At 39.9% G+C, this 18,739-nt stretch carries 25 protein-coding genes; 20 read left to right on the top strand and 5 right to left on the bottom strand.

Features of this window, described 5'->3' with window-relative positions; translation table 11 throughout:
• The first annotated feature begins 8 nt into the window (after positions 1-8).
• The 13 genes from rplF to rplQ all read left to right on the top strand — a co-directional run bounded on the left by rplF (position 9) and on the right by rplQ (position 7,079).
• Positions 9-545 carry a 50S ribosomal protein L6 gene (rplF, locus tag QT76_RS04985; RefSeq protein WP_000086604.1) on the top strand — a complete coding sequence of 179 codons (537 nt, stop codon included), beginning with the start codon at positions 9-11 and terminating at the stop codon, positions 543-545.
• A 13-nt stretch (positions 546-558) separates the two neighbouring features.
• Entirely contained in the window at positions 559-915 is a 357-nt protein-coding gene (gene rplR, locus QT76_RS04990) for a 50S ribosomal protein L18 (RefSeq protein WP_000991865.1), read from the top strand.
• Between the two features lie 14 nt (positions 916-929).
• On the top strand, positions 930-1,373 hold the full coding sequence (gene rpsE, locus QT76_RS04995) for a 30S ribosomal protein S5 (RefSeq protein ID WP_001860543.1): 444 nt from the start codon (positions 930-932) through the stop codon (positions 1,371-1,373).
• A 17-nt stretch (positions 1,374-1,390) separates the two neighbouring features.
• Entirely contained in the window at positions 1,391-1,792 is a 402-nt protein-coding gene (rplO, locus tag QT76_RS05000; RefSeq protein ID WP_000522167.1) for a 50S ribosomal protein L15, read from the top strand.
• Positions 1,793-1,829: 37 nt separating this feature from the next.
• Entirely contained in the window at positions 1,830-3,092 is a 1,263-nt protein-coding gene (gene secY / locus QT76_RS05005) for a preprotein translocase subunit SecY (RefSeq protein ID WP_001030187.1), read from the top strand.
• The gene (gene map / locus QT76_RS05010; protein WP_001018143.1) at positions 3,092-3,853 is read left to right on the top strand and encodes a type I methionyl aminopeptidase; all 762 of its coding nucleotides are present in this window, start codon (positions 3,092-3,094) and stop codon (positions 3,851-3,853) included. Before secY ends, map begins: the two co-directional genes overlap by 1 nt.
• A complete protein-coding gene (gene infA, locus QT76_RS05015) occupies positions 3,853-4,071 on the top strand; it encodes a translation initiation factor IF-1 (RefSeq protein ID WP_000090248.1) in 219 nt (72 codons plus the stop codon). The genes map and infA overlap by 1 nt, the downstream gene beginning before the upstream one ends.
• Before the next feature lie 78 nt (positions 4,072-4,149).
• Positions 4,150-4,263: a 50S ribosomal protein L36 gene (gene rpmJ, locus QT76_RS05020; protein WP_000868339.1), complete on the top strand. Its 114-nt coding sequence runs from the start codon at positions 4,150-4,152 to the stop codon at positions 4,261-4,263.
• Positions 4,264-4,266: 3 nt separating this feature from the next.
• Positions 4,267-4,629, top strand: a complete 363-nt coding sequence (gene rpsM / locus QT76_RS05025) for a 30S ribosomal protein S13 (protein ID WP_000090809.1) — start codon at positions 4,267-4,269, stop codon at positions 4,627-4,629.
• Between the two features lie 22 nt (positions 4,630-4,651).
• Positions 4,652-5,047 (top strand): 30S ribosomal protein S11, encoded by a 396-nt coding sequence (gene rpsK / locus QT76_RS05030; protein ID WP_001129286.1) that lies wholly within the window; start codon positions 4,652-4,654, stop codon positions 5,045-5,047.
• A 9-nt stretch (positions 5,048-5,056) separates the two neighbouring features.
• The gene (gene rpsD / locus QT76_RS05035) at positions 5,057-5,683 is read left to right on the top strand and encodes a 30S ribosomal protein S4 (protein WP_000135243.1); all 627 of its coding nucleotides are present in this window, start codon (positions 5,057-5,059) and stop codon (positions 5,681-5,683) included.
• A gap of 11 nt (positions 5,684-5,694) precedes the next feature.
• On the top strand, positions 5,695-6,729 hold the full coding sequence (locus tag QT76_RS05040; RefSeq protein WP_033616837.1) for a DNA-directed RNA polymerase subunit alpha: 1,035 nt from the start codon (positions 5,695-5,697) through the stop codon (positions 6,727-6,729).
• Positions 6,729-7,079, top strand: a complete 351-nt coding sequence (rplQ, locus tag QT76_RS05045) for a 50S ribosomal protein L17 (protein ID WP_001216119.1) — start codon at positions 6,729-6,731, stop codon at positions 7,077-7,079. Before QT76_RS05040 ends, rplQ begins: the two co-directional genes overlap by 1 nt.
• 710 nt (positions 7,080-7,789) lie before the next feature.
• Here rplQ and QT76_RS05050 read toward each other — a convergent pair.
• The 4 genes from QT76_RS05050 to QT76_RS05065 form a co-directional block, all read right to left on the bottom strand.
• Entirely contained in the window at positions 7,790-8,404 is a 615-nt protein-coding gene (locus QT76_RS05050) for a thiamine diphosphokinase (RefSeq protein ID WP_033616839.1), read from the bottom strand.
• The gene (pnuC, locus tag QT76_RS05055; protein WP_033616840.1) at positions 8,392-9,054 is read right to left on the bottom strand and encodes a nicotinamide riboside transporter PnuC; all 663 of its coding nucleotides are present in this window, start codon (positions 9,052-9,054) and stop codon (positions 8,392-8,394) included. Before pnuC ends, QT76_RS05050 begins: the two co-directional genes overlap by 13 nt.
• Before the next feature lie 185 nt (positions 9,055-9,239).
• Positions 9,240-9,725, bottom strand: a complete 486-nt coding sequence (locus QT76_RS05060) for a hypothetical protein (protein ID WP_033616841.1) — start codon at positions 9,723-9,725, stop codon at positions 9,240-9,242.
• 23 nt (positions 9,726-9,748) lie between these two features.
• Entirely contained in the window at positions 9,749-10,102 is a 354-nt protein-coding gene (locus tag QT76_RS05065; protein WP_033616842.1) for a hypothetical protein, read from the bottom strand.
• A 712-nt stretch (positions 10,103-10,814) separates the two neighbouring features.
• Between QT76_RS05065 and tenA the strand changes: the two genes are divergently transcribed.
• Positions 10,815-11,468: a thiaminase II gene (gene tenA / locus QT76_RS05070; protein WP_033616844.1), complete on the top strand. Its 654-nt coding sequence runs from the start codon at positions 10,815-10,817 to the stop codon at positions 11,466-11,468.
• A 63-nt stretch (positions 11,469-11,531) separates the two neighbouring features.
• Here tenA and QT76_RS05075 read toward each other — a convergent pair whose 3' ends face one another.
• Positions 11,532-12,080 carry a YceI family protein gene (locus QT76_RS05075; RefSeq protein WP_001930662.1) on the bottom strand — a complete coding sequence of 183 codons (549 nt, stop codon included), beginning with the start codon at positions 12,078-12,080 and terminating at the stop codon, positions 11,532-11,534.
• A 123-nt stretch (positions 12,081-12,203) separates the two neighbouring features.
• On the opposite strand from QT76_RS05075, the gene QT76_RS05080 reads away from it, so the two are divergent.
• From QT76_RS05080 to trpCF, 6 genes are all read left to right on the top strand, one after another.
• Complete coding sequence (locus QT76_RS05080) at positions 12,204-12,941, top strand: 5'-nucleotidase, lipoprotein e(P4) family (RefSeq protein WP_033616846.1); 738 nt, start codon at positions 12,204-12,206, stop codon at positions 12,939-12,941.
• 67 nt (positions 12,942-13,008) lie between these two features.
• Positions 13,009-14,067, top strand: a complete 1,059-nt coding sequence (locus tag QT76_RS05085; protein WP_033616847.1) for a glycosyltransferase family 9 protein — start codon at positions 13,009-13,011, stop codon at positions 14,065-14,067.
• A 233-nt stretch (positions 14,068-14,300) separates the two neighbouring features.
• Complete coding sequence (trpE, locus tag QT76_RS05090) at positions 14,301-15,803, top strand: anthranilate synthase component I (RefSeq protein WP_033616848.1); 1,503 nt, start codon at positions 14,301-14,303, stop codon at positions 15,801-15,803.
• Entirely contained in the window at positions 15,800-16,384 is a 585-nt protein-coding gene (locus QT76_RS05095) for an aminodeoxychorismate/anthranilate synthase component II (RefSeq protein WP_033616849.1), read from the top strand. The genes trpE and QT76_RS05095 overlap by 4 nt, the downstream gene beginning before the upstream one ends.
• The gene (gene trpD / locus QT76_RS05100; protein WP_033616851.1) at positions 16,381-17,388 is read left to right on the top strand and encodes an anthranilate phosphoribosyltransferase; all 1,008 of its coding nucleotides are present in this window, start codon (positions 16,381-16,383) and stop codon (positions 17,386-17,388) included. Before QT76_RS05095 ends, trpD begins: the two co-directional genes overlap by 4 nt.
• Positions 17,381-18,739 carry a bifunctional indole-3-glycerol-phosphate synthase TrpC/phosphoribosylanthranilate isomerase TrpF gene (trpCF, locus tag QT76_RS05105; RefSeq protein ID WP_033616852.1) on the top strand — a complete coding sequence of 453 codons (1,359 nt, stop codon included), beginning with the start codon at positions 17,381-17,383 and terminating at the stop codon, positions 18,737-18,739. The genes trpD and trpCF overlap by 8 nt, the downstream gene beginning before the upstream one ends.

Below are 18,739 nucleotides of genomic sequence, written 5' to 3' on the forward strand. Positions count from 1 at the left end.
GATTAGAAATGTCAAGAATCGGGAAAAGAATCATTGAAATTCCAAGCTCTGTGCAAGCGAGCGTTGAAGGGAGCAAGCTTCTTTTTAAAAACAGCAAAGAAAAGCATGAGTTAGAAACTCACAACCGCGTGAAGATCACGCTTGAAAACAACCAATTGAGCTTCCAGCCTGTGGGCGAAGACGCGCAGTCTAGGGCTTATTGGGGGACCTATGGGGCGTTAGCCAACAACATTGTAACAGGCTTAAGCACTGGTTTCAGTAAGACTTTAGAAGTCAATGGCGTGGGCTATAAGGTGGCTTTGGGCAATAAAACTTTGGATTTGAGTTTGGGTTTTAGCCACCCGGTGAAATACCCCATTCCAGCAGGGATTGAAATGGTGGTGGAAAAAAACACGATCACTATCAAAGGGAGCGATAAGCAAAAAGTAGGGCAAGTCGCCGCTGAAATCAGGAGCTTCAGACCCCCAGAGCCATACAAGGGCAAGGGCGTGAAATACAGCAATGAAGTCATTATTAGAAAAGCTGGTAAAACAGCTAAAAAATAAATAAGGTGGAGTGATGAACGCAAAAGCATTGTATAAAAAGAAAGCCTTAAGGGATCGCCGAAAATTAAGGATTAAAAGCAAACTCTTGGGCGATAAATTAAGGCCTAGGGTGAGCGTTTTTCGTTCGAATCGCTATTTCTATGCGCAAGCGATCGATGATGTTAAACAAAGCACCATAACGCATATTGATGGCAGGAAAATGGGTTTTAAAAACACGCAAGAAGACGCTAAAAAATTAGGCGCTCTCTTTGCTGAAGAATTGAAAAAAGCAGGGATTGAGCGAGCGGTTTATGACAGGAATGGTTATCTCTATCATGGCGTGGTGGCAGCGTTTGCTGAAAGCTTGAGAGAGAACGGGATCGCTCTATGACAGAAAGGAAAGGTATGGAAGAGATTAACAGAGAAGAGTTTCAAGAAGTCGTTGTGAATATTGGCCGTGTAACCAAAGTGGTTAAGGGCGGTAGGCGGTTTCGTTTTAACGCTTTAGTGGTTGTGGGCAATAAAAATGGGCTTGTAGGCTTTGGTTTGGGCAAGGCTAAGGAAGTCCCTGATGCGATTAAAAAAGCGGTAGATGATGCGTTTAAAAACCTGATTCATGTAACGATTAAAGGCACGACTATCGCTCATGATATTGAGCATAAATACAACGCAAGCCGTATTTTACTCAAACCGGCAAGTGAGGGAACGGGAGTGATTGCTGGGGGTTCAACGCGCCCTATCGTGGAATTAGCAGGCATTAAGGATATTCTAACCAAATCTTTAGGCTCCAACAACCCCTATAATGTGGTGCGCGCGACTTTTGACGCTTTAGCAAAAATCAAGGCGTAGTTAAAAAGGATATGATAATGGGATTAGAAAATTTAAAACCGGCTAAAGGTAGCGTTAAAAAAATCAAACGAGTGGGCCGTGGTCAAGGAAGCGGCATGGGAAAAACGGCCACAAGAGGCGGTAAAGGCCAAACCGCAAGGACAGGCTATAAGGCTAAAAGAGGCTTTGAAGGAGGGCAACAACCCTTACAACGCCGTTTGCCTAAAATAGGTTTTAGGACTAAAGATTCTCATATCTATTCTATCAATGTGGAAAAGAATGAAGCGATTAAAAATTTAGAAGAAATCACTTTTTCAAGCTTGCGCGCTTTACACCATTTCCCCCTTTATATTGAAGGCGTGAAATTGATCGGTAAAGACGCTAAAAACCTAGCTTCTAAAATTAAAGATGAGAGAATCAAAACAAGCGGGCAGAAGTAATGCCCTTATCAGCTTGATTTAAGAGGAATAAGTTAATATGAATAAAGCTATTGCTAGTAAGATACTCATCACTTTGGGTTTTTTATTTCTCTACAGAGTCTTAGCTTATATCCCCATTCCTGGCGTAGATTTAGCAGCGATCAAGGCTTTTTTTGACAGCAATTCCAACAACGCTTTGGGGTTGTTTAACATGTTTAGCGGGAATGCGGTTTCTCGCTTGAGCATCATCTCTTTGGGTATCATGCCCTATATCACTTCTTCCATTATCATGGAGCTTTTGAGCGCGACTTTCCCTAACCTGGCTAAAATGAAAAAAGAGCGAGACGGCATGCAAAAATACATGCAAATCGTGCGCTATTTAACCATTTTAATCACCCTAATCCAAGCGGTGAGCGTTTCAGTGGGTTTAAGGAGCATTAGTGGAGGAGCCAATGGAGCGATCATGATTGATATGCAAGTTTTTATGATCGTTTCAGCGTTTTCTATGCTTACAGGGACGATGCTGCTCATGTGGATAGGGGAGCAAATCACGCAAAGGGGCGTGGGGAATGGGATCAGCCTTATTATTTTTGCCGGGATTGTTTCAGGGATCCCATCAGCTATTTCAGGCACATTCAACTTGGTCAATACGGGCGTTATTAATATCTTAATGCTCATCGGTATTGTGCTGATTGTTTTAGCGACGATTTTTGCGATCATCTATGTGGAATTAGCCGAGCGCAGGATCCCTATTTCTTATGCGCGTAAAGTGGTGATGCAAAACCAAAACAAGCGCATCATGAATTACATTCCCATTAAGTTGAATTTAAGCGGGGTGATCCCCCCTATTTTCGCTTCAGCTCTGCTCGTATTCCCTTCTACGATCTTACAGCAAGCCACAAGCAACAAAACCTTGCAAGCGGTTGCAGATTTTTTAAGCCCGCAAGGGTATGCGTATAATATTTTGATGTTCCTACTCATTATCTTTTTCGCTTACTTTTATTCTTCTATCGTGTTCAATTCTAAGGATATTGCGGATAATTTAAGGCGTAATGGTGGGTATATTCCAGGGCTTAGGCCTGGAGAGGGGACTTCATCGTTTTTAAATTCTGTGGCGAGTAAGCTCACTTTGTGGGGTTCGTTGTATTTAGCGCTCATTTCTACCGTGCCTTGGATTTTAGTTAAGGCTATGGGCGTGCCTTTTTATTTTGGAGGCACGGCGGTGCTGATTGTGGTTCAAGTCGCTATTGATACCATGAAAAAGATTGAAGCACAGATTTATATGAGCAAGTATAAAACTTTAAGTGCGGTAGGCTTTTAATGGCGATCTCTATTAAAAGCCCAAAAGAAATCAAAGCTCTAAGAAAAGCCGGGGAATTGACCGCACAAGCGTTAGCCCTTTTAGAGCGAGAAGTAAGGCCTGGGGTTTCACTTTTAGAGTTGGATAAAATGGCTGAAGATTTTATCAAATCCTCTCATGCTAGACCTGCTTTTAAGGGGCTTTATGGTTTCCCTAACTCTGTGTGCATGTCCTTAAACGAGGTGGTCATTCATGGCATTCCTACGGATTATGTTTTACAAGAAGGGGATATTATAGGCTTGGATTTGGGGGTGGAGGTGGATGGCTATTATGGCGATTCAGCCCTCACGCTTCCCATAGGTGCGATAAGCCCGCAAGATGAAAAATTGCTCGCTTGCTCTCAAGAGAGCTTGATGCATGCCATTAGCTCAATTAGAGTGGGCATGCATTTTAAAGAGTTGAGTCAGATTTTAGAGGGCGCTATTGTAGAAAGAGGCTTTGTGCCTTTGAAGGGATTTTGCGGGCATGGCATTGGTAAAAAACCCCATGAAGAGCCAGAAATCCCCAACTACCTAGAAAAAGGCGTCAAAGCTAATAGCGGTCCTAAAATCAAAGAGGGCATGGTATTTTGTTTAGAGCCTATGGTGTGTCAAAAACAGGGCGAGCCTAAAATACTAGCGGATAAGTGGAGCGTGGTTTCAGTGGATGGGCTTAACACAAGCCACCATGAGCATACTATCGCCATAGTTGGCAATAAAGCAGTGATTCTTACGGAGCGTTAATGGCAAGAGATGATGTTATAGAAGTGGATGGGAAAGTGATTGAGGCGTTGCCTAACGCCACTTTTAAGGTGGAGTTAGACAACAAGCATGTGGTGTTGTGCCGTATTTCTGGAAAGATGCGCATGCACTACATTAGGATTGCTTTAGGCGATAGGGTCAAGCTAGAGCTTACGCCCTATAGCTTAGACAAGGGTCGGATAACTTTTAGATATAAATGAATTTAAGGGTTATTTCAATGAAAATATGTTAGTATAAAAGTTTTTAGTAGTGCCTAATTTTTTCAAAGGAGAAAAATCATGAAAGTCAGGCCATCAGTGAAAAAGATGTGCGATAAGTGCAAAATCATTAAAAGAAGGGGCGTTATTAGAGTGATCTGCGCTACCCCTAAACACAAACAAAGACAAGGATAAAGCATGGCAAGGATTGCTGGTGTGGATTTACCAAAAAAGAAGAGAGTAGAGTATGCCCTTACCTATATTTATGGGATTGGGCTTAAGAGTTCTAGAGAGATTTTAGAAGCGGTAGGCATTTCTTTTGACAAGCGCGTGCATGAATTGAGCGAAGATGAAGTGTCTAGTATCGCTAAAAAAATCCAGCAAAGCTACTTAGTAGAGGGCGATTTGCGTAAAAAAGTTCAAATGGATATTAAATCTTTAATGGACTTAGGGAATTATCGTGGGATCAGGCATCGTAAGGGTCTTCCTGTGAGAGGCCAAACCACCAAAAATAACGCTAGGACTCGTAAGGGTAAGAAAAAAACCGTGGGTAGCAAGTAGCGGATAAGGAGATGATGATTTAATGGCTAAGAGAAATGTAACGGCTAAAAAGAAAGTAGTCAAAAAGAATATTGCGAGAGGGGTTGTTTATATTTCAGCGACCTTTAACAACACCAACATCACGATCACTGATGAAATGGGCAATGTGATTTGCTGGAGCACGGCGGGCGGTTTAGGGTTTAAAGGCTCTAAAAAATCCACCCCTTATGCGGCCCAACAAGCTGTAGAAAGCGCTCTAAGCAAGGCTAAAGAGCATGGCGTTAAAGAAGTGGGCATTAAGGTTCAAGGGCCAGGTAGTGGGCGTGAGACCGCTATTAAGAGCGTGGGCGCAATAGAGGGCGTTAAAGTGCTTTGGATTAAAGACATCACCCCGCTCCCTCATAATGGTTGCAGACCCCCTAAAAGAAGAAGAGTGTAAGGAGGCTTTATGGCAAGATATAGAGGTGCAGTAGAGAGACTAGAAAGGCGTTTTGGGGTTTCTTTAGCTTTAAAAGGTGAAAGGCGGTTGAGCGGGAAGAGTGCGTTAGATAAAAGGGCTTATGGGCCAGGCCAGCATGGGCAAAGGCGTGCTAAGACTTCTGATTACGGGTTGCAATTGAAAGAAAAGCAAAAAGCTAAGATGATGTATGGCATTTCTGAAAAGCAATTCAGGAGTATTTTTGTGGAAGCCAATCGCTTGGACGGCAATACAGGTGAAAACCTTATCCGCTTGATTGAAAGAAGATTGGACAATGTCGTCTATCGCATGGGGTTTGCGACCACTAGAAGCTCTGCTAGGCAATTGGTAACGCATGGGCATGTGCTTGTGGATGGTAAGCGTTTGGATATTCCCTCTTATTTCGTGCGTTCAGGACAAAAAATTGAGATCAAAGAAAAAACCAAGAGCAACCCTCAAGTGGTGCACGCGATGGAATTGACAGCTCAAACAGGGATTGTGCCATGGATTGATGTGGAAAAAGATAAAAAATACGGCATCTTCACCCGCTACCCTGAAAGAGAAGAGGTGGTTGTCCCTATTGAAGAAAGACTCATTGTAGAATTGTATTCTAAGTAAGGGGTTAGAGCATGAAAGTTATCAAAACAGCACCTTTGATCCCATCAGAAATTAAGGTGCTAGAGAAAGAGGGCAATCGGGTTAAGATTTCTCTGGCTCCATTTGAGTTTGGTTACGCTGTTACGCTCGCTCACCCTATTAGAAGACTCTTACTTTTAAGCTCTGTGGGGTATGCTCCTGTAGGTTTAAAGATCGAAGGCGTTCATCATGAGTTTGACTCTTTAAGGGGAGTTACTGAAGACGTGTCGCTTTTTATCATGAATTTAAAGAATATCCGCTTTATAGCCAAGGCGTTAGTGGGGCAGGATAGCTCTTTAGAAAACCAATCGGTTGTGGTGGATTATTCTTTTAAAGGGCCTATGGAACTTAGGGCTAGAGATTTGAATTCTGAGCAGATAGAAATCGTCAATCCGGAAATGCCCCTAGCCACGATCAACGAAGACGCTCAATTGAATTTTTCGCTCATTATCTATAAAGGGATGGGGTATGTCCCAAGCGAAAACACAAGGGAATTGATGCCTGAGGGCTACATGCCGCTAGACGGCTCTTTCACGCCGATTAAAAAGGTCGTTTATGAGATTGAAAATGTTTTGGTTGAGGGCGATCCCAACTATGAAAAAATCATTTTTGATATTGAAACAGATGGGCAGATTGACCCTTATAAAGCGTTTTTGTCAGCGGTGAAAGTGATGAGCAAGCAACTAGGCGTTTTTGGCGAAAGGCCCATTGCTAATACGGAGTATTCAGGCGATTACGCTCAAAGAGATGACGCTAAAGATTTGAGCGCTAAGATTGAAAGCATGAATTTGAGCGCTAGGTGTTTTAATTGCTTGGATAAAATCGGCATCAAGTATGTAGGTGAATTGGTTTTGATGAGCGAAGAAGAGCTTAAAGGCGTGAAAAACATGGGCAAAAAATCCTATGATGAAATCGCTGAAAAATTGAATGATTTGGGCTATCCGGTAGGCACAGAATTGAGCCCTGAACAAAGAAAGAGTTTAAAGAAAAGATTAGAAAAATTAGAAGATAAAGGAGGTAACGACTGATGAGACACAAACACGGATACCGCAAGCTTGGGAGAACCAGCTCGCACAGGAAGGCGTTATTAAAGAATTTAGCGATCGCTTTGATTGAGCATAACAAAATTGAAACAGGGATTTATAAGGCTAAGGAATTGCGCAGTTACATTGAGAAATTAACGACAGCAGCTCGTGTGGGCGATTTTAACGCGCACCGCCATGTTTTTGCGTATTTGCAAAACAAAGAAGCCACCCACAAGCTTGTAACTGAAATCGCGCCCAAATACGCGCAAAGGAATGGCGGATACACCAGGATCCAACGCACCACTTTTAGAAGAGGGGACGCTTCCACTCTAGCCACCATTGAATTTGTGTGAAATGCGATGAACCCACTGACTGAGTTTTAGTCTTGGTTGGTGGTTATCGCTTTGATCTTATCCTTTTAAAAGAAGCACTCAAAAGCTTTGACTTTGTTTTATTGATCATGAAATTTAAAAAATCTAAAAAGCATTTTCTGTGATCAAAATATAAAAGAGCTTAGTTAAGCGATAATCTCAAAACGGCAAAAATAAAGTAACTAAAAACCCCATTTTTAAAAAATCAAAATAAACTCAAAACTCACACTGGCTTTTATCCCACCCTTTAATGACCCTGTTATATTCTTGAATCGCCTAAACTTCATCGTTCAAATAGATTTTTCTGTCTTTACTTGAGCGGTATTTCTTGCATTTTTATTAAGGCTTCTAATTTGGTTTGATGGTTTTAAGAAATCAAACTGCTGGAGATTGAGCCAGATGGATTCAAGCGTATTTTGAGACACGCTAGATATTGGCTATTCGTTTATGCTAAACTGCTTTGGATTTTAGCCGATGTAGGTGATGGGTTGATTTGTTCGCTTTGTAGTGGTTTTGTTGAAAAAATATGAACTCCTATTATTGTGTCCGCCACACAATGCATAATGAAAACGCAAAATCCGACCGCCTTTTCCACACAAAGCGAGACTGAATCAATCTTTCTATACCTAACCCTTTCAAATGCTCCTTAACTTCAATATACAGATACTAAAAACTTGCCTAACAAAACCCGCTCATAAGAATTTTTGATACACCAACACCACCGATTTAGGTGTAGAGCTAAGGCTAAAATAACTATCTGTAGCTTCATTGAGCGATCCAGAAAAGAGCGTTTTTAAACGCAAGTCTTTTAAGGGGTATTTGAGGTTTCTAGAAGTGAATCGGGCTTTAAGATCCAAGCTAAAAAGCGAGATTTGTTCCCCTTTAAAACTAGGTAAAGTGAAAGGGGTTTCTAACACCCTAAAAAGACCATAGTCGCTTACGGATTGGATTTTTTGGCAAAATTTAAAATACTCCAACAATAAAAAAGTGTTCGCTAAAGCGTGATCTTCTCGCTTGCCATTCAACCCTAAAAAAATAAAGTCATCAAAGCCTTTATTCAAAGCATAAAAAAAGGCTTTGGACAAATCGTTGCTGTTTTGTTCGCTCACGCATATAGGGTTATACAAGGCTTTCAAATGCGAATCAATGCTATCTAGATCGCCTATAACAACGCTGGGTTTGAATTGAAGCGCATGCAATGATATAACAGCCCCATCGCATGCGATTAAAAAGGGAGCGTTTTTTAGAATGTCTAAGCATTTTTGGGATTTAGGAAATTCCCCATTCGCTAAAATCACTGCTTGCATGACTGGTTCCAGCGGTTAAAATAATACAAGCCAATAAAAAGGTATAGAATCGTTGTGAAGAGTTGCACCAAACTCTCTGTAGAAATTTGAAAAATACAAAACCACACGATAATGGACACGATATTCCCCAAAGTTACTAGCGCATAATTTTCTATATAGCGCAAAACTTGTAAAATAAAAGCAATAATAAAAATGACGAAATTAAAACTCTCTGCCCATAAAAAATTCGTTTTAATCTCTTTAAAAAACAAAGCACTCGCATAAGTTAAAACCCCTATGCCTAAAATGAGCGCAAAACGCCAATTTTTGGGAAGTTTTTGAGCCTTGATAACGCCCTCATGCTGCTCTGTTTTTTTCCATGCGAATAGCCCATAAATCGTTACTGGCATATACAAAAAAAGGCATAAAATCACATCAGCGTTTAATTTCCACTGATAAGCGACATAAGCGTAACTCAAATTATAAACAAGACCAAACACAAAGCAAATCGTTTGCCTTTCTCCGGCAAAAAACGCATACAAAACCCCACTAAGCCCCGCTAAAAGATTGATAAACGAGCCTTTGACAAGGATATTAGTGATGGTTAAAAACACGCAAGAAAGAATGAGTGTGGCGTAAAATCGTTTGGATAGTTGGGTGGTTATTAACATGCTATTCCTTACGCAAGAATTACCTTGACAAGTTCTATGGGTTTGATCTCAGCCTTTTAAAAACTTGAGCGTTTTTAAAAAGCACCCCTTAAATGCTCCTTATTGTAACACAAATCAGTGAGAACGCGCTTTAAAGTTTCTTTAATTTTTTACTCCCCCCTCCATTTAATGACATTTGGGTTAAATCACCACCCTAATTTAGCGCAAAGCCTAGAACAAATCCCAAAAACACACACAAGGCCAAGAATGACCAAACCCTCTACAAGGAAGTTGCTAGGATGCCCGCAATACGCCGAAACCTCATGGATAGCGGCAATAAAGGGCATCGTTAAAAGCATCACATAAAAATCCCTTAGCCTTGATCCTAACACAGCGTTATAAAACGCGCCAAAAAACCTAGCCTTAAAAATGGCTTTGAGAAACCTAGGGTATCTTACTTGGAAAGATTTATAACAATCCCTACCTCGTGGGTCAAATAAAAGGTTAGACAACAAAGCCGCTATTAGACCCACTAGCCACATATAATAGCTATTTTTAGGGTCAAAAATCGAATCGCTAGCTGAACCATCTATGTCATAAAAAATCCTAGCGTTTATGGAGATACATATCGTATAGACTAGAGCCACTGCCCATTGATATTCCCAGTCGCTCAAACGCTTTTTGATGTTCATGCTCTCTCCTTTCTCCCCCAAAGCTACCTATCATACACGAAATGACGATCATAGGTGGGTTCTCTTGGGGCTTGTGGCTCTCTATCAACGCCACGGATAAAATCTTCCACCCTATCGCCTATTTCTCTGCCAAACTCTCTCCCCACAGAACCACCAACTAATCTGCCAGCCCAACCAACCGCAGGACCACCAACGGCTCCCCCCATTGCACCACCAACACCACCCCCAATTGCACCACCAACAGCTCCCCCCCAAAATCTGCCAAATTCACCCCTTGCCTCTATTTTAGGACCAGCTATAGCCACATTAGCCATTGCACCGCATAAAACCACTACACAACTAAATGTTCTTAATCCACTCATAACAAATCCTTTCATCAATTGAGATTCAAGGCATGTTTTGCACACCTTGATAAGAATATTTATACCACAACCCTATTAAAAGCATTGTTACAGATCAGCAAAAGATCACAAAAAAGATAAGTAGACGTTTTGTTTATTCACAAATTACAAGATTAAAGTAAATCATTAGTTTTATGGTTTTAGCATTTTTTAAGCGTTTTAGAGCGTTAAGTTTCAAGCATTAAAGCCTTTAATTGCGTTTTTACACCAACCGCTTAAAAATTGAACGCCTATTTTGAATATATTAGACGCTTTTTTATTTTTATGCTAAACTATTTTGAGTTTTGGTCGATATGACTTCATACAGAGGTTAAACCAATCATAAATAGTAAGGTTGATTCCATCTCGCTCTGTAATAGGTTTGAAACCATGCATCTAAGATTGACTCCTATCTTGTAAGTGCCATACTACAAGTTCCCATAATAAAAACTTCTAAAAATCAAAACCTACAGAGCGAGATGGAATTAACCTTTTTATGATTACAAAGGATGCTAATCTTAAACAACATAAAGGCAATACAAGCCCCATAATATCATTAACCGCTATTCAAAATCACAGATATTTTAATACAGCGTTCAATTTTTGAAAGCAAGAGCCTACTCACAAATCTTTTTAACAACAAATTTTTATACCATGTTGATAGCTTTCGTGTTAGAATGCGTATTGAATTGATTTTAGGAGTGTAAAAATGCAAGTTTCACAATATCTGTATCAAAACGCGCAATCTATTTGGATGGATTGTATTTCCCATCCGTTCGTTCAAGGCATAGGGCGTGGGACTTTAGAAAGAGATAAATTCCGTTTTTATATTATTCAGGATTATCTGTTTCTTTTAGAATACGCTAAGGTGTTTGCTTTGGGCGTGGTTAAAGCTTATGATGAAGCGGTGATGAGGGAGTTTTCTAACGCTATACAGGATATTTTGAATAACGAGATGAGTATCCATAACCATTACATTAGAGAGCTTCAAATCACTCCAAAAGAATTGCAAAACGCGCGCCCCACTCTAGCGAATAAATCCTATACAAGCTACATGCTCGCTGAAGGGTTTAAGGGTTCTATCAAAGAAGTTGCGGCGGCTGTTCTATCCTGTGGTTGGAGCTATTTAGTGATCGCGCAAAATTTAAGCCAAATCCCCAACGCTTTAGAACATGCCTTTTATGGGCATTGGATTAAGGGCTATAGTTCCAAAGAATTTCAAGCGTGCGTAAATTGGAATATCAATTTGCTTGATTCCCTCACCCTCACTTCTTCAAAACAAGAAATTGAAAAATTAAAGGAGATTTTTACCATTACAAGCGAATACGAATACCAGTTTTGGGATATGGCGTATCAAAGTTGAATAAAAGTTTTTGTGCCGTTAGAAAAACGCAAGAGAAGAAAATATCTATCTCTTGCAAAACGATTATTGAGCGTAAGCTTCTAGTTTGAGCTCAATTTTTACCTCATCTCCAACGACAGCATCGTTAAATGTTTTGCCGATACCAAAATCCTTGCGGTTGATTTTGCCTTCAGCTTGTAGCACCATGAATTCTTTTTTATTCATGGGGTTTTGTAAGGGGGCTTGGATTTTGGCTTCTAATACGACAGGCTTGGTTACGCCATGAAGAGTCAAATCCCCATGGATTTTACCATCTTCGTATTTGGTCATTTTAAAGCTCCCTTTGGGGTATTTCATGGCATCAAAAAACTCTGCTGTCCTTAAGTGGTCATCTCTTTTTTTGTTCCTAGTGTTAATGCTTTTAATATCAATTTTGCCTTCAAAAACATTGAGAGCTTTGGTATTAGGATCGGCATCAATTTTGCCATCAAAACTATCAAACACGCCTCTTGTTTCATTGAATTTGAAGTGCTTGACCTCAAACCACACGCTAGAGTTTGCCTTATCAATCGTATAAGGTTTTGCAAACGCCAGACTAACGCCCAAAAGGGTGAACATTAACGCTTTTTTCATTGTTTCCTCACTTCATTTTGAATTAAAAACGCCAACTATACAACAAATTGGTTAATGGTAAAATACTCCTAACCATCTGTTTTAAGGTATAATACAAAAAATCCCCATTAGGTAGGTGTTGTTATGATAAAAAAGACCCTTGCATCAGTTTTATTAGGATTGAGTTTGATGAGTGTGTTAAATGCCAAAGAATGCGTTTCGCCCCTAACAAGAAGCGTTAAGTATCATCAGCAAAGCGCTGAAATTAGAGCCTTGCAATTGCAAAGTTACAAAATGGCAAAAATGGCCCTAGACAATAACCTCAAGCTCGTTAAAGACAAAAAGCCAGCCGTTATCTTGGATTTAGATGAAACCGTTTTAAACACTTTTGATTATGCGGGCTATTTAGTCAAAAACTGCATTAAATACACCCCAGAAACTTGGGATAAATTTGAAAAAGAAGGCTCTCTTACGCTCATTCCTGGAGCGCTAGACTTTTTAGAATACGCTAATTCTAAGGGTGTTAAGATTTTTTACATTTCTAACCGCACCCAAAAAAATAAGGCATTCACTTTAAAAACGCTCAAAAGCTTTAAACTCCCCCAAGTGAGTGAAGAATCCGTTTTATTAAAGGAAAAAGGCAAGCCTAAAGCCGTTAGGCGGGAGTTAGTCGCTAAGAATTATGCGATTGTTTTGCAAGTGGGCGACACTTTGCATGATTTTGACGCGCTTTTTGCTAAAGACGCTAAAAACAGCCAAGAACAACGGGCTAAAGTCTTGCAAAACGCTCAAAAATTCGGCACAGAGTGGATCATTTTACCCAACTCTCTCTATGGCACATGGGAAGATGAGCCTATAAAAGCATGGCAGAATAAAAAATAAAATTTATCCATCGCATAAGAACGATTTTTGCTAACATGACAAAAAATTTGATCTCTTAGGCGGAGTTATGGATTTTGTAGGGTTTGAAGATTTAAAATGCAAAGATAAAGAAAACTCTCAAAAAGTTTTTGTGATCCGTAACGATAAGTTAGGCGATTTTATTTTAGCCATACCCGCCTTAATCGCTCTAAAGCAAGCTTTTTTAGAAAAAGGCAAAGAAGTGTATTTGGGCGTGGTTGTGCCTAGCTATACCACCCCAATAGCCTTAGAATTCCCTTTCATTGATGAAGTCATTATAGAAGATAACCATTTGAGCGCCACTCTCAAAAGTAAATCCATTGACGCTCTTATCTTTTTATTTTCTAATTTTAAAAACGCTAGACTCGCTTTTAGTTTGAGGAAATTTATTCCTTATATCCTAGCCCCAAAGACTAAAATCTATTCTTGGCTGTATCAAAAGAGCGTGCGCCAAAGCCGATCGCTGTGTTTAAAAACCGAATACGAATACAATTTGGATCTCATTCATGTGTTTTGTAAAGATCACAACCTCCCTAACGCTTCAATTAAAAAAATCGCATGGAAGCTTAAAGACAAATCCAAAGAGCGATCCATCATCGCTTCAAAACTCAACGCTGATGTTGGTTTGTTGTGGATTGGCGTGCATATGCATAGCGGAGGCAGTTCGCCCGTATTGCCTGCTTCACACTTTATCAAACTGATTGATTGTTTACACAACAATTTAAGTTGTGAGATCATTCTTATTTGCGGGCCAGGCGAGAGGAAAGCCACAGAAGAACTCCTTAAAAAAGTCCCTTTCGCTCATCTCTATGATACGAGCCATAGTTTAGTGGATTTAGCCAAATTGTGCGCGAATTTGTCCGTCTATATCGGGAACGCTTCAGGCCCTTTGCATGTGAACGCTTTATTTGACAACCAATCTATTGGGTTTTATCCTAACGAACTCAGTGCCTCTATTACCAGATGGCGGCCTTTTAATGAGCGTTTTTTAGGCATCACCCCGCCTAATGGCTCAAACGATATGGGTTTGATTGACATCAAAAAAGAAAGCGAGAATATTATTGAATTTATCGCACCCAATCTTTCTTGCCGCACACAAGAAAGATAACGACAACAAGCGCCACACAAGCAACCTTAACAATACTCAAAAGTTTAATCTGATTAAAGTGGTTTTTCGCATTCCTAATTAAAATTTCTAATTTCCTCATAAATTGAGCCTTGAGAAATCCAATTTGAGTTTAAGTTAGATTAGCCCTTGCAAACTCTAATAGGGATATTAATTTATTGCCCATTTATCTATTTCTTGTAGAATACGAGTTTATTTTTAGTGTAAAGAAATTGATGGTTAGTCTTATAGAAAAAGCCCCTTATATTCCCTATCCCCTAGCTCTTTATGAACAATTAGAGTGCGAGCACACCTTGCTTTTTGAAAGCGCTGAGATTGAGAGCAAAGCACACACCAAATCCCTATTAATGGCTAAAGCCTGTTTGAAGCTAATTTGCAACCACAATATCGTAACTATCACTAGCCTAACGCCTAATGGCGGAGCGTTTTTGCAAAAATTGAGCGCGTTTTTTAAAACGCCCATACAAAACAACACCCTAACTTTAACCTACACCAAAAATAAAAAAGTCCAAGATGAGTTTTTAAAACTCTTTGAGCCTAGCCCTTTTGACGCTTTAAGGGGGCTTTTTAAAAGCGTTAAAACAAAACCTAAACACCCTTTTACGCTTTTTAGCACGGGCGTTTTTTCTTTTGAAATGCTCAATTTTTTTGAAGATTTACCTAACTTAAAAGCGCAAGACAACACCGTGCATGATTTTATATTTTATGTTGCACAAAATTTGATCATCATAGACCATAAAGAAAAAAGCGCTGAAATCTTGGGGGCGTGTTTTGATGAACGCTTTAAAACAGAGATAGCTAAAGAATTACAGGATTTAAAAGAATTGGCTAAAAATATTAAAAGCGACTTTATCCCTAAAAAAGCTAAGCAAAGCACAGGAGTTAGCGTTAGTTGCGATGATAGCGAGTTTGAAAAAAAGGTGCTATCCTTACAAGAAGAAATCAAAAAAGGCGAGATTTTTCAAGCGGTGTTGTCGCGCAGCTTTTATATGGAGTGCTTGGAGGGTTTGAGCGCGTATTATCATTTAAAGCTAACTAACCCTAGCCCCTATATGTTCTATATTAAAGACAGCGATTTTATCCTTTTTGGGGCAAGCCCTGAGAGCGCCTTAAAATACAACGCTTTAACCAACACGGCTGAAATTTATCCCATTGCTGGCACCCGTTTAAGAGGTAAGGACAAACAAGGGAATATTGATTACGATTTAGATAGTAAAATGGAATTTGATTTGCAACACGACTATAAAGAAAGGGCTGAACACATCATGCTAGTGGATTTAGCCAGAAACGACATGGCCAGAGTTTCAAAAAAACGCTATTGCGACAAGCTTTTAAAAGTGGATAAGTATTCCAATGTCATGCATTTAGTCTCAAGGGTTGTGGGGGAATTGAAAAAAGGGTGCGATAGTTTGCATGCTTACAGGAGTTTTATGAACGCCGGCACGCTCAGCGGAGCGCCTAAAATCTCTGCGATCAGGCTCATTTACCAACTAGAAAAGCAAAGGAGAGGCTCTTATGGGGGGAGCGTGGGGTATTTAAATAGCGAGGGTTCTATGGATTCTTGCATCACTATCCGTTCATGTTTTGTTAAAAACAATAGGGCAGTGATCCAAGCAGGAGCCGGTATCGTGTTAGACAGCGTGCCGCAAAACGAAGCGAATGAAACAAGAGCCAAAGCGCAAGCCCTTATTGATGCGATCAGGAAAACAAGCTTATGAAAATCTTTTTTATAGATAATTTTGATTCTTTCTCTTATAACTTGGTGTATGAATTAGAGTGTTTGGGTTATGAAGTGGCTGTTTATCAAAACGATATTGAGCCTGATTACCTTATGGATTTGATGAATGAAGAATCAAAAACCCCTTTATTGTTCATCTCACCTGGGCCTGGTAACCCTAATAGTTCAGGCAATCTTTTAAAAATCATTACAATGGCTAAAAAGAAATTCCCTATTTTAGGGGTTTGTTTAGGCTTACAGGCTTTAGCGCAAAGCTATGGGGCTAAAATCATAAGGAGTAAAGAAATCGTGCATGGCAAAGCGACGACTATCGCGCTCAAAAAGCATGCCGTTTTTAAAGGCTTAGGCGAGAGCATGGTGGTGGGGCGTTACCATTCTTTAATGGCAAGCGGGTTGCCTAAAAATTTAGAAGTGATCGCTGAGCATGACAATATCCCTATGGCTATTATCAATGAAGAAGATAAAATTTTAGCCTATCAATTCCACCCTGAAAGCATCATGACTTTACAAGGGAGGGCGTTGTTAGAGCAAAGCGTGGGGTTTTTAAGAGGGTTATCATGAAAGAGATTTTAAACGCCCTCTATCATCAAAAAGACTTGAACGATGAAGAAGTCCAAAAGTTATTCACCCTTATTATCAACGAAAAAGTAAGCCCGGCTCAACTTGGGGCCATTTTATGCGCTTTAAAAATCAAGGGCGAGAGCTTTAAGGAGATTAGCGTTGCTGCAACCACGCTCTTAGAGCATGCCCCTAAGCCTTTTAACAGCAGTTTGGATTTAATAGATAATTGCGGCACAGGGGGCGATGGGCTAAAAACGATTAACATCAGCACGATTGCTGCACTCATTGCCAGCTCTATGGGATTACCTATGGCTAAACACGGATCAAGGAGCGTGTCCAGCCATAGCGGGAGCGCGGATTTGTTAGAAAATTTAGGCGTGAATATTGAAATGAACCCCACGCAGTTAGAGAATTGCTTCAAACAAACGCATTTTGGGTTTTTATTCGCGCCTTTATACCATCAAAGTTTTAAAAAATCCGCCCCTTTAAGAAAAGAGCTTTTCACTAAAACGATTTTTAATTGCTTAGGGCCTTTAATCAACCCCTTAAGGCCAAAAATCCAGCTTTTAGGTGTGTATGACAAATCCTTGTGCAAGACCATGGCGCTAGCGTTGAAGGCTTTAGGCGTTAAAAGGGCGATGGTGGTTAATGGAGGGGGGACGGATGAAATCGTGTTGCATGATATTACGCATGCGTGTGAATTGAAAAATAATGAAATTTTAGAGTATGACTTGAGCGCTAAAGATTTTGATTTACCCCCCTATGATTTGATAGAATTGCAGATTAAAAACGCACAAGAAAGCGTTCAAGCGTGCTTAGATATTTTAGAAAATAAAGGCAAAGATTCGCATACAATGGTGGTTGTGGCGAATGTGGCGAGTTTGTTGTATTTAAGCCATAGGGCTAAAGATTTAAAAGAGGGCGTGGGCATGACTTTAGAGCATTTAAAAACCAAAGCGCCTTATACGCATTTGCAAAAAATCATAAGGTTAAGCCATGCCTAGCGTGTTAGAAAACATCCTTAAAGACAAGCTCTTAGAAGTTTCTGCACTCAAAAAAAATCACACCTTGCCCGCAAGCATAACCCCAAGCGACAGGGATTTTAAAAAAGCGTTATTGGAAAAAAAAACCAGCTTTATTTTAGAATGCAAAAAAGCATCGCCCTCTAAAGGTTTGATCAGAAAAGATTTTGACTTGTTGGAAATAACGAAAACTTATGAAAAATTTGCCTCTTGCGTTTCAGTTTTAGCCGATTCTAAACATTTTTTAGGCTCTTATGAAAACATTAAGATTGTTTCGCAGCATTCCACTAATCCCATTTTGTGTAAAGATTTTATCATTGATGCTTTCCAGATCAAACTCGCTAGGGTTATGGGATCTAATGCGGTGCTTTTAATGCTAAGCGTGTTAGATGATAAAAACTATTTAGAGCTTTTCAACCTCGCTAAATCCTTAAACATGAGCGTTTTAACTGAAGTTTCCAACCAGCAAGAAATTGAGCGCTTACTCAAACTCCAATACGACATTATAGGCATCAATAACAGGGATTTACACACCCTAACAACCGACATTAACAACACGCTCAAATTACGCCCCCTTTTGCCTAAAGACGCGCTCGTGGTGAGTGAGTCCGGTATTTATTCGCATGCGCAAATCAAAGCCCTAGCCCCTTATGTGAATGGCTTTTTAGTGGGCAGTTCTCTAATGGCACAAAAAGATTTGAAAAAAGCATGCATTAAATTGATTTTAGGCGAAAATAAAGTGTGCGGGCTTACAAAAATTAAAGACGCTAAAGCCGTTTATAAAAACCATTTTATTTATGGGGGCTTGATTTTTGAAAAATCTTCGCCCCGATACATCAAGCCTAAAGAAGCCCTAAAAATCACAAAAGCGGTTAAAAAATTGGATTTTGTGGGCGTGTTTGTGAAAGATAGCGTTAAAAAAATCGCAAAAATAGCCAAAAAACTTGATTTAAAAGCGGTGCAGCTTTATGGCTATTCGCCTAAAGAAATCGCTCAATTAAAAAAAGCACTCCCTAAAACTTGTGCGATTTGGCAAGTAGTGAATGTGATGGACGCTAACGATTTAGCGCCTAAAGCTAAAGAGGCCTCTCTAATCTTATACGACACTAAGGGGGATAAAATGGGAGGCAATGGCGTGAGTTTTGATTGGGAAATTTTAGAAAATGTCAAAACGCCTTTCATGCTAGCTGGTGGGCTTAATTTGGATAACATTCAAAAAGCCTTGAAAGTTAAAGCGTTGGGTTTGGATTTCAATTCCGGTTTGGAAATAAGCCCCGGGATTAAAAATAAGGATAAAATCAAGCAATTATCCCGAATTTTAAGAGAGTATTAA

Origin of the sequence: Helicobacter pylori SA37A (assembly GCF_000476015.1) — a bacterium.
In the GTDB taxonomy this organism is placed as follows: Bacteria; Campylobacterota; Campylobacteria; order Campylobacterales; family Helicobacteraceae; genus Helicobacter; species Helicobacter pylori_DB.

Excerpts from the sequence above, each read along its gene's own strand:
- rplF (WP_000086604.1), top strand. The coding sequence starts at position 9 with ATGTCAAGAATCGGGAAAAGAATCATTGAAATTCCAAGCTCTGTGCAA.
- rplR (WP_000991865.1), top strand. The coding sequence starts at position 559 with ATGAACGCAAAAGCATTGTATAAAAAGAAAGCCTTAAGGGATCGCCGA.
- rpsE (WP_001860543.1), top strand. The coding sequence starts at position 930 with ATGGAAGAGATTAACAGAGAAGAGTTTCAAGAAGTCGTTGTGAATATT.
- rplO (WP_000522167.1), top strand. The coding sequence starts at position 1,391 with ATGGGATTAGAAAATTTAAAACCGGCTAAAGGTAGCGTTAAAAAAATC.
- secY (WP_001030187.1), top strand. The coding sequence starts at position 1,830 with ATGAATAAAGCTATTGCTAGTAAGATACTCATCACTTTGGGTTTTTTA.
- map (WP_001018143.1), top strand. The coding sequence starts at position 3,092 with ATGGCGATCTCTATTAAAAGCCCAAAAGAAATCAAAGCTCTAAGAAAA.
- infA (WP_000090248.1), top strand. The coding sequence starts at position 3,853 with ATGGCAAGAGATGATGTTATAGAAGTGGATGGGAAAGTGATTGAGGCG.
- rpmJ (WP_000868339.1), top strand. The coding sequence starts at position 4,150 with ATGAAAGTCAGGCCATCAGTGAAAAAGATGTGCGATAAGTGCAAAATC.
- rpsM (WP_000090809.1), top strand. The coding sequence starts at position 4,267 with ATGGCAAGGATTGCTGGTGTGGATTTACCAAAAAAGAAGAGAGTAGAG.
- rpsK (WP_001129286.1), top strand. The coding sequence starts at position 4,652 with ATGGCTAAGAGAAATGTAACGGCTAAAAAGAAAGTAGTCAAAAAGAAT.
- rpsD (WP_000135243.1), top strand. The coding sequence starts at position 5,057 with ATGGCAAGATATAGAGGTGCAGTAGAGAGACTAGAAAGGCGTTTTGGG.
- QT76_RS05040 (WP_033616837.1), top strand. The coding sequence starts at position 5,695 with ATGAAAGTTATCAAAACAGCACCTTTGATCCCATCAGAAATTAAGGTG.
- rplQ (WP_001216119.1), top strand. The coding sequence starts at position 6,729 with ATGAGACACAAACACGGATACCGCAAGCTTGGGAGAACCAGCTCGCAC.
- QT76_RS05050 (WP_033616839.1), bottom strand. The coding sequence starts at position 8,404 with ATGCAAGCAGTGATTTTAGCGAATGGGGAATTTCCTAAATCCCAAAAA.
- pnuC (WP_033616840.1), bottom strand. The coding sequence starts at position 9,054 with ATGTTAATAACCACCCAACTATCCAAACGATTTTACGCCACACTCATT.
- QT76_RS05060 (WP_033616841.1), bottom strand. The coding sequence starts at position 9,725 with ATGAACATCAAAAAGCGTTTGAGCGACTGGGAATATCAATGGGCAGTG.
- QT76_RS05065 (WP_033616842.1), bottom strand. The coding sequence starts at position 10,102 with ATGAAAGGATTTGTTATGAGTGGATTAAGAACATTTAGTTGTGTAGTG.
- tenA (WP_033616844.1), top strand. The coding sequence starts at position 10,815 with ATGCAAGTTTCACAATATCTGTATCAAAACGCGCAATCTATTTGGATG.
- QT76_RS05075 (WP_001930662.1), bottom strand. The coding sequence starts at position 12,080 with ATGAAAAAAGCGTTAATGTTCACCCTTTTGGGCGTTAGTCTGGCGTTT.
- QT76_RS05080 (WP_033616846.1), top strand. The coding sequence starts at position 12,204 with ATGATAAAAAAGACCCTTGCATCAGTTTTATTAGGATTGAGTTTGATG.
- QT76_RS05085 (WP_033616847.1), top strand. The coding sequence starts at position 13,009 with ATGGATTTTGTAGGGTTTGAAGATTTAAAATGCAAAGATAAAGAAAAC.
- trpE (WP_033616848.1), top strand. The coding sequence starts at position 14,301 with ATGGTTAGTCTTATAGAAAAAGCCCCTTATATTCCCTATCCCCTAGCT.
- QT76_RS05095 (WP_033616849.1), top strand. The coding sequence starts at position 15,800 with ATGAAAATCTTTTTTATAGATAATTTTGATTCTTTCTCTTATAACTTG.
- trpD (WP_033616851.1), top strand. The coding sequence starts at position 16,381 with ATGAAAGAGATTTTAAACGCCCTCTATCATCAAAAAGACTTGAACGAT.
- trpCF (WP_033616852.1), top strand. The coding sequence starts at position 17,381 with ATGCCTAGCGTGTTAGAAAACATCCTTAAAGACAAGCTCTTAGAAGTT.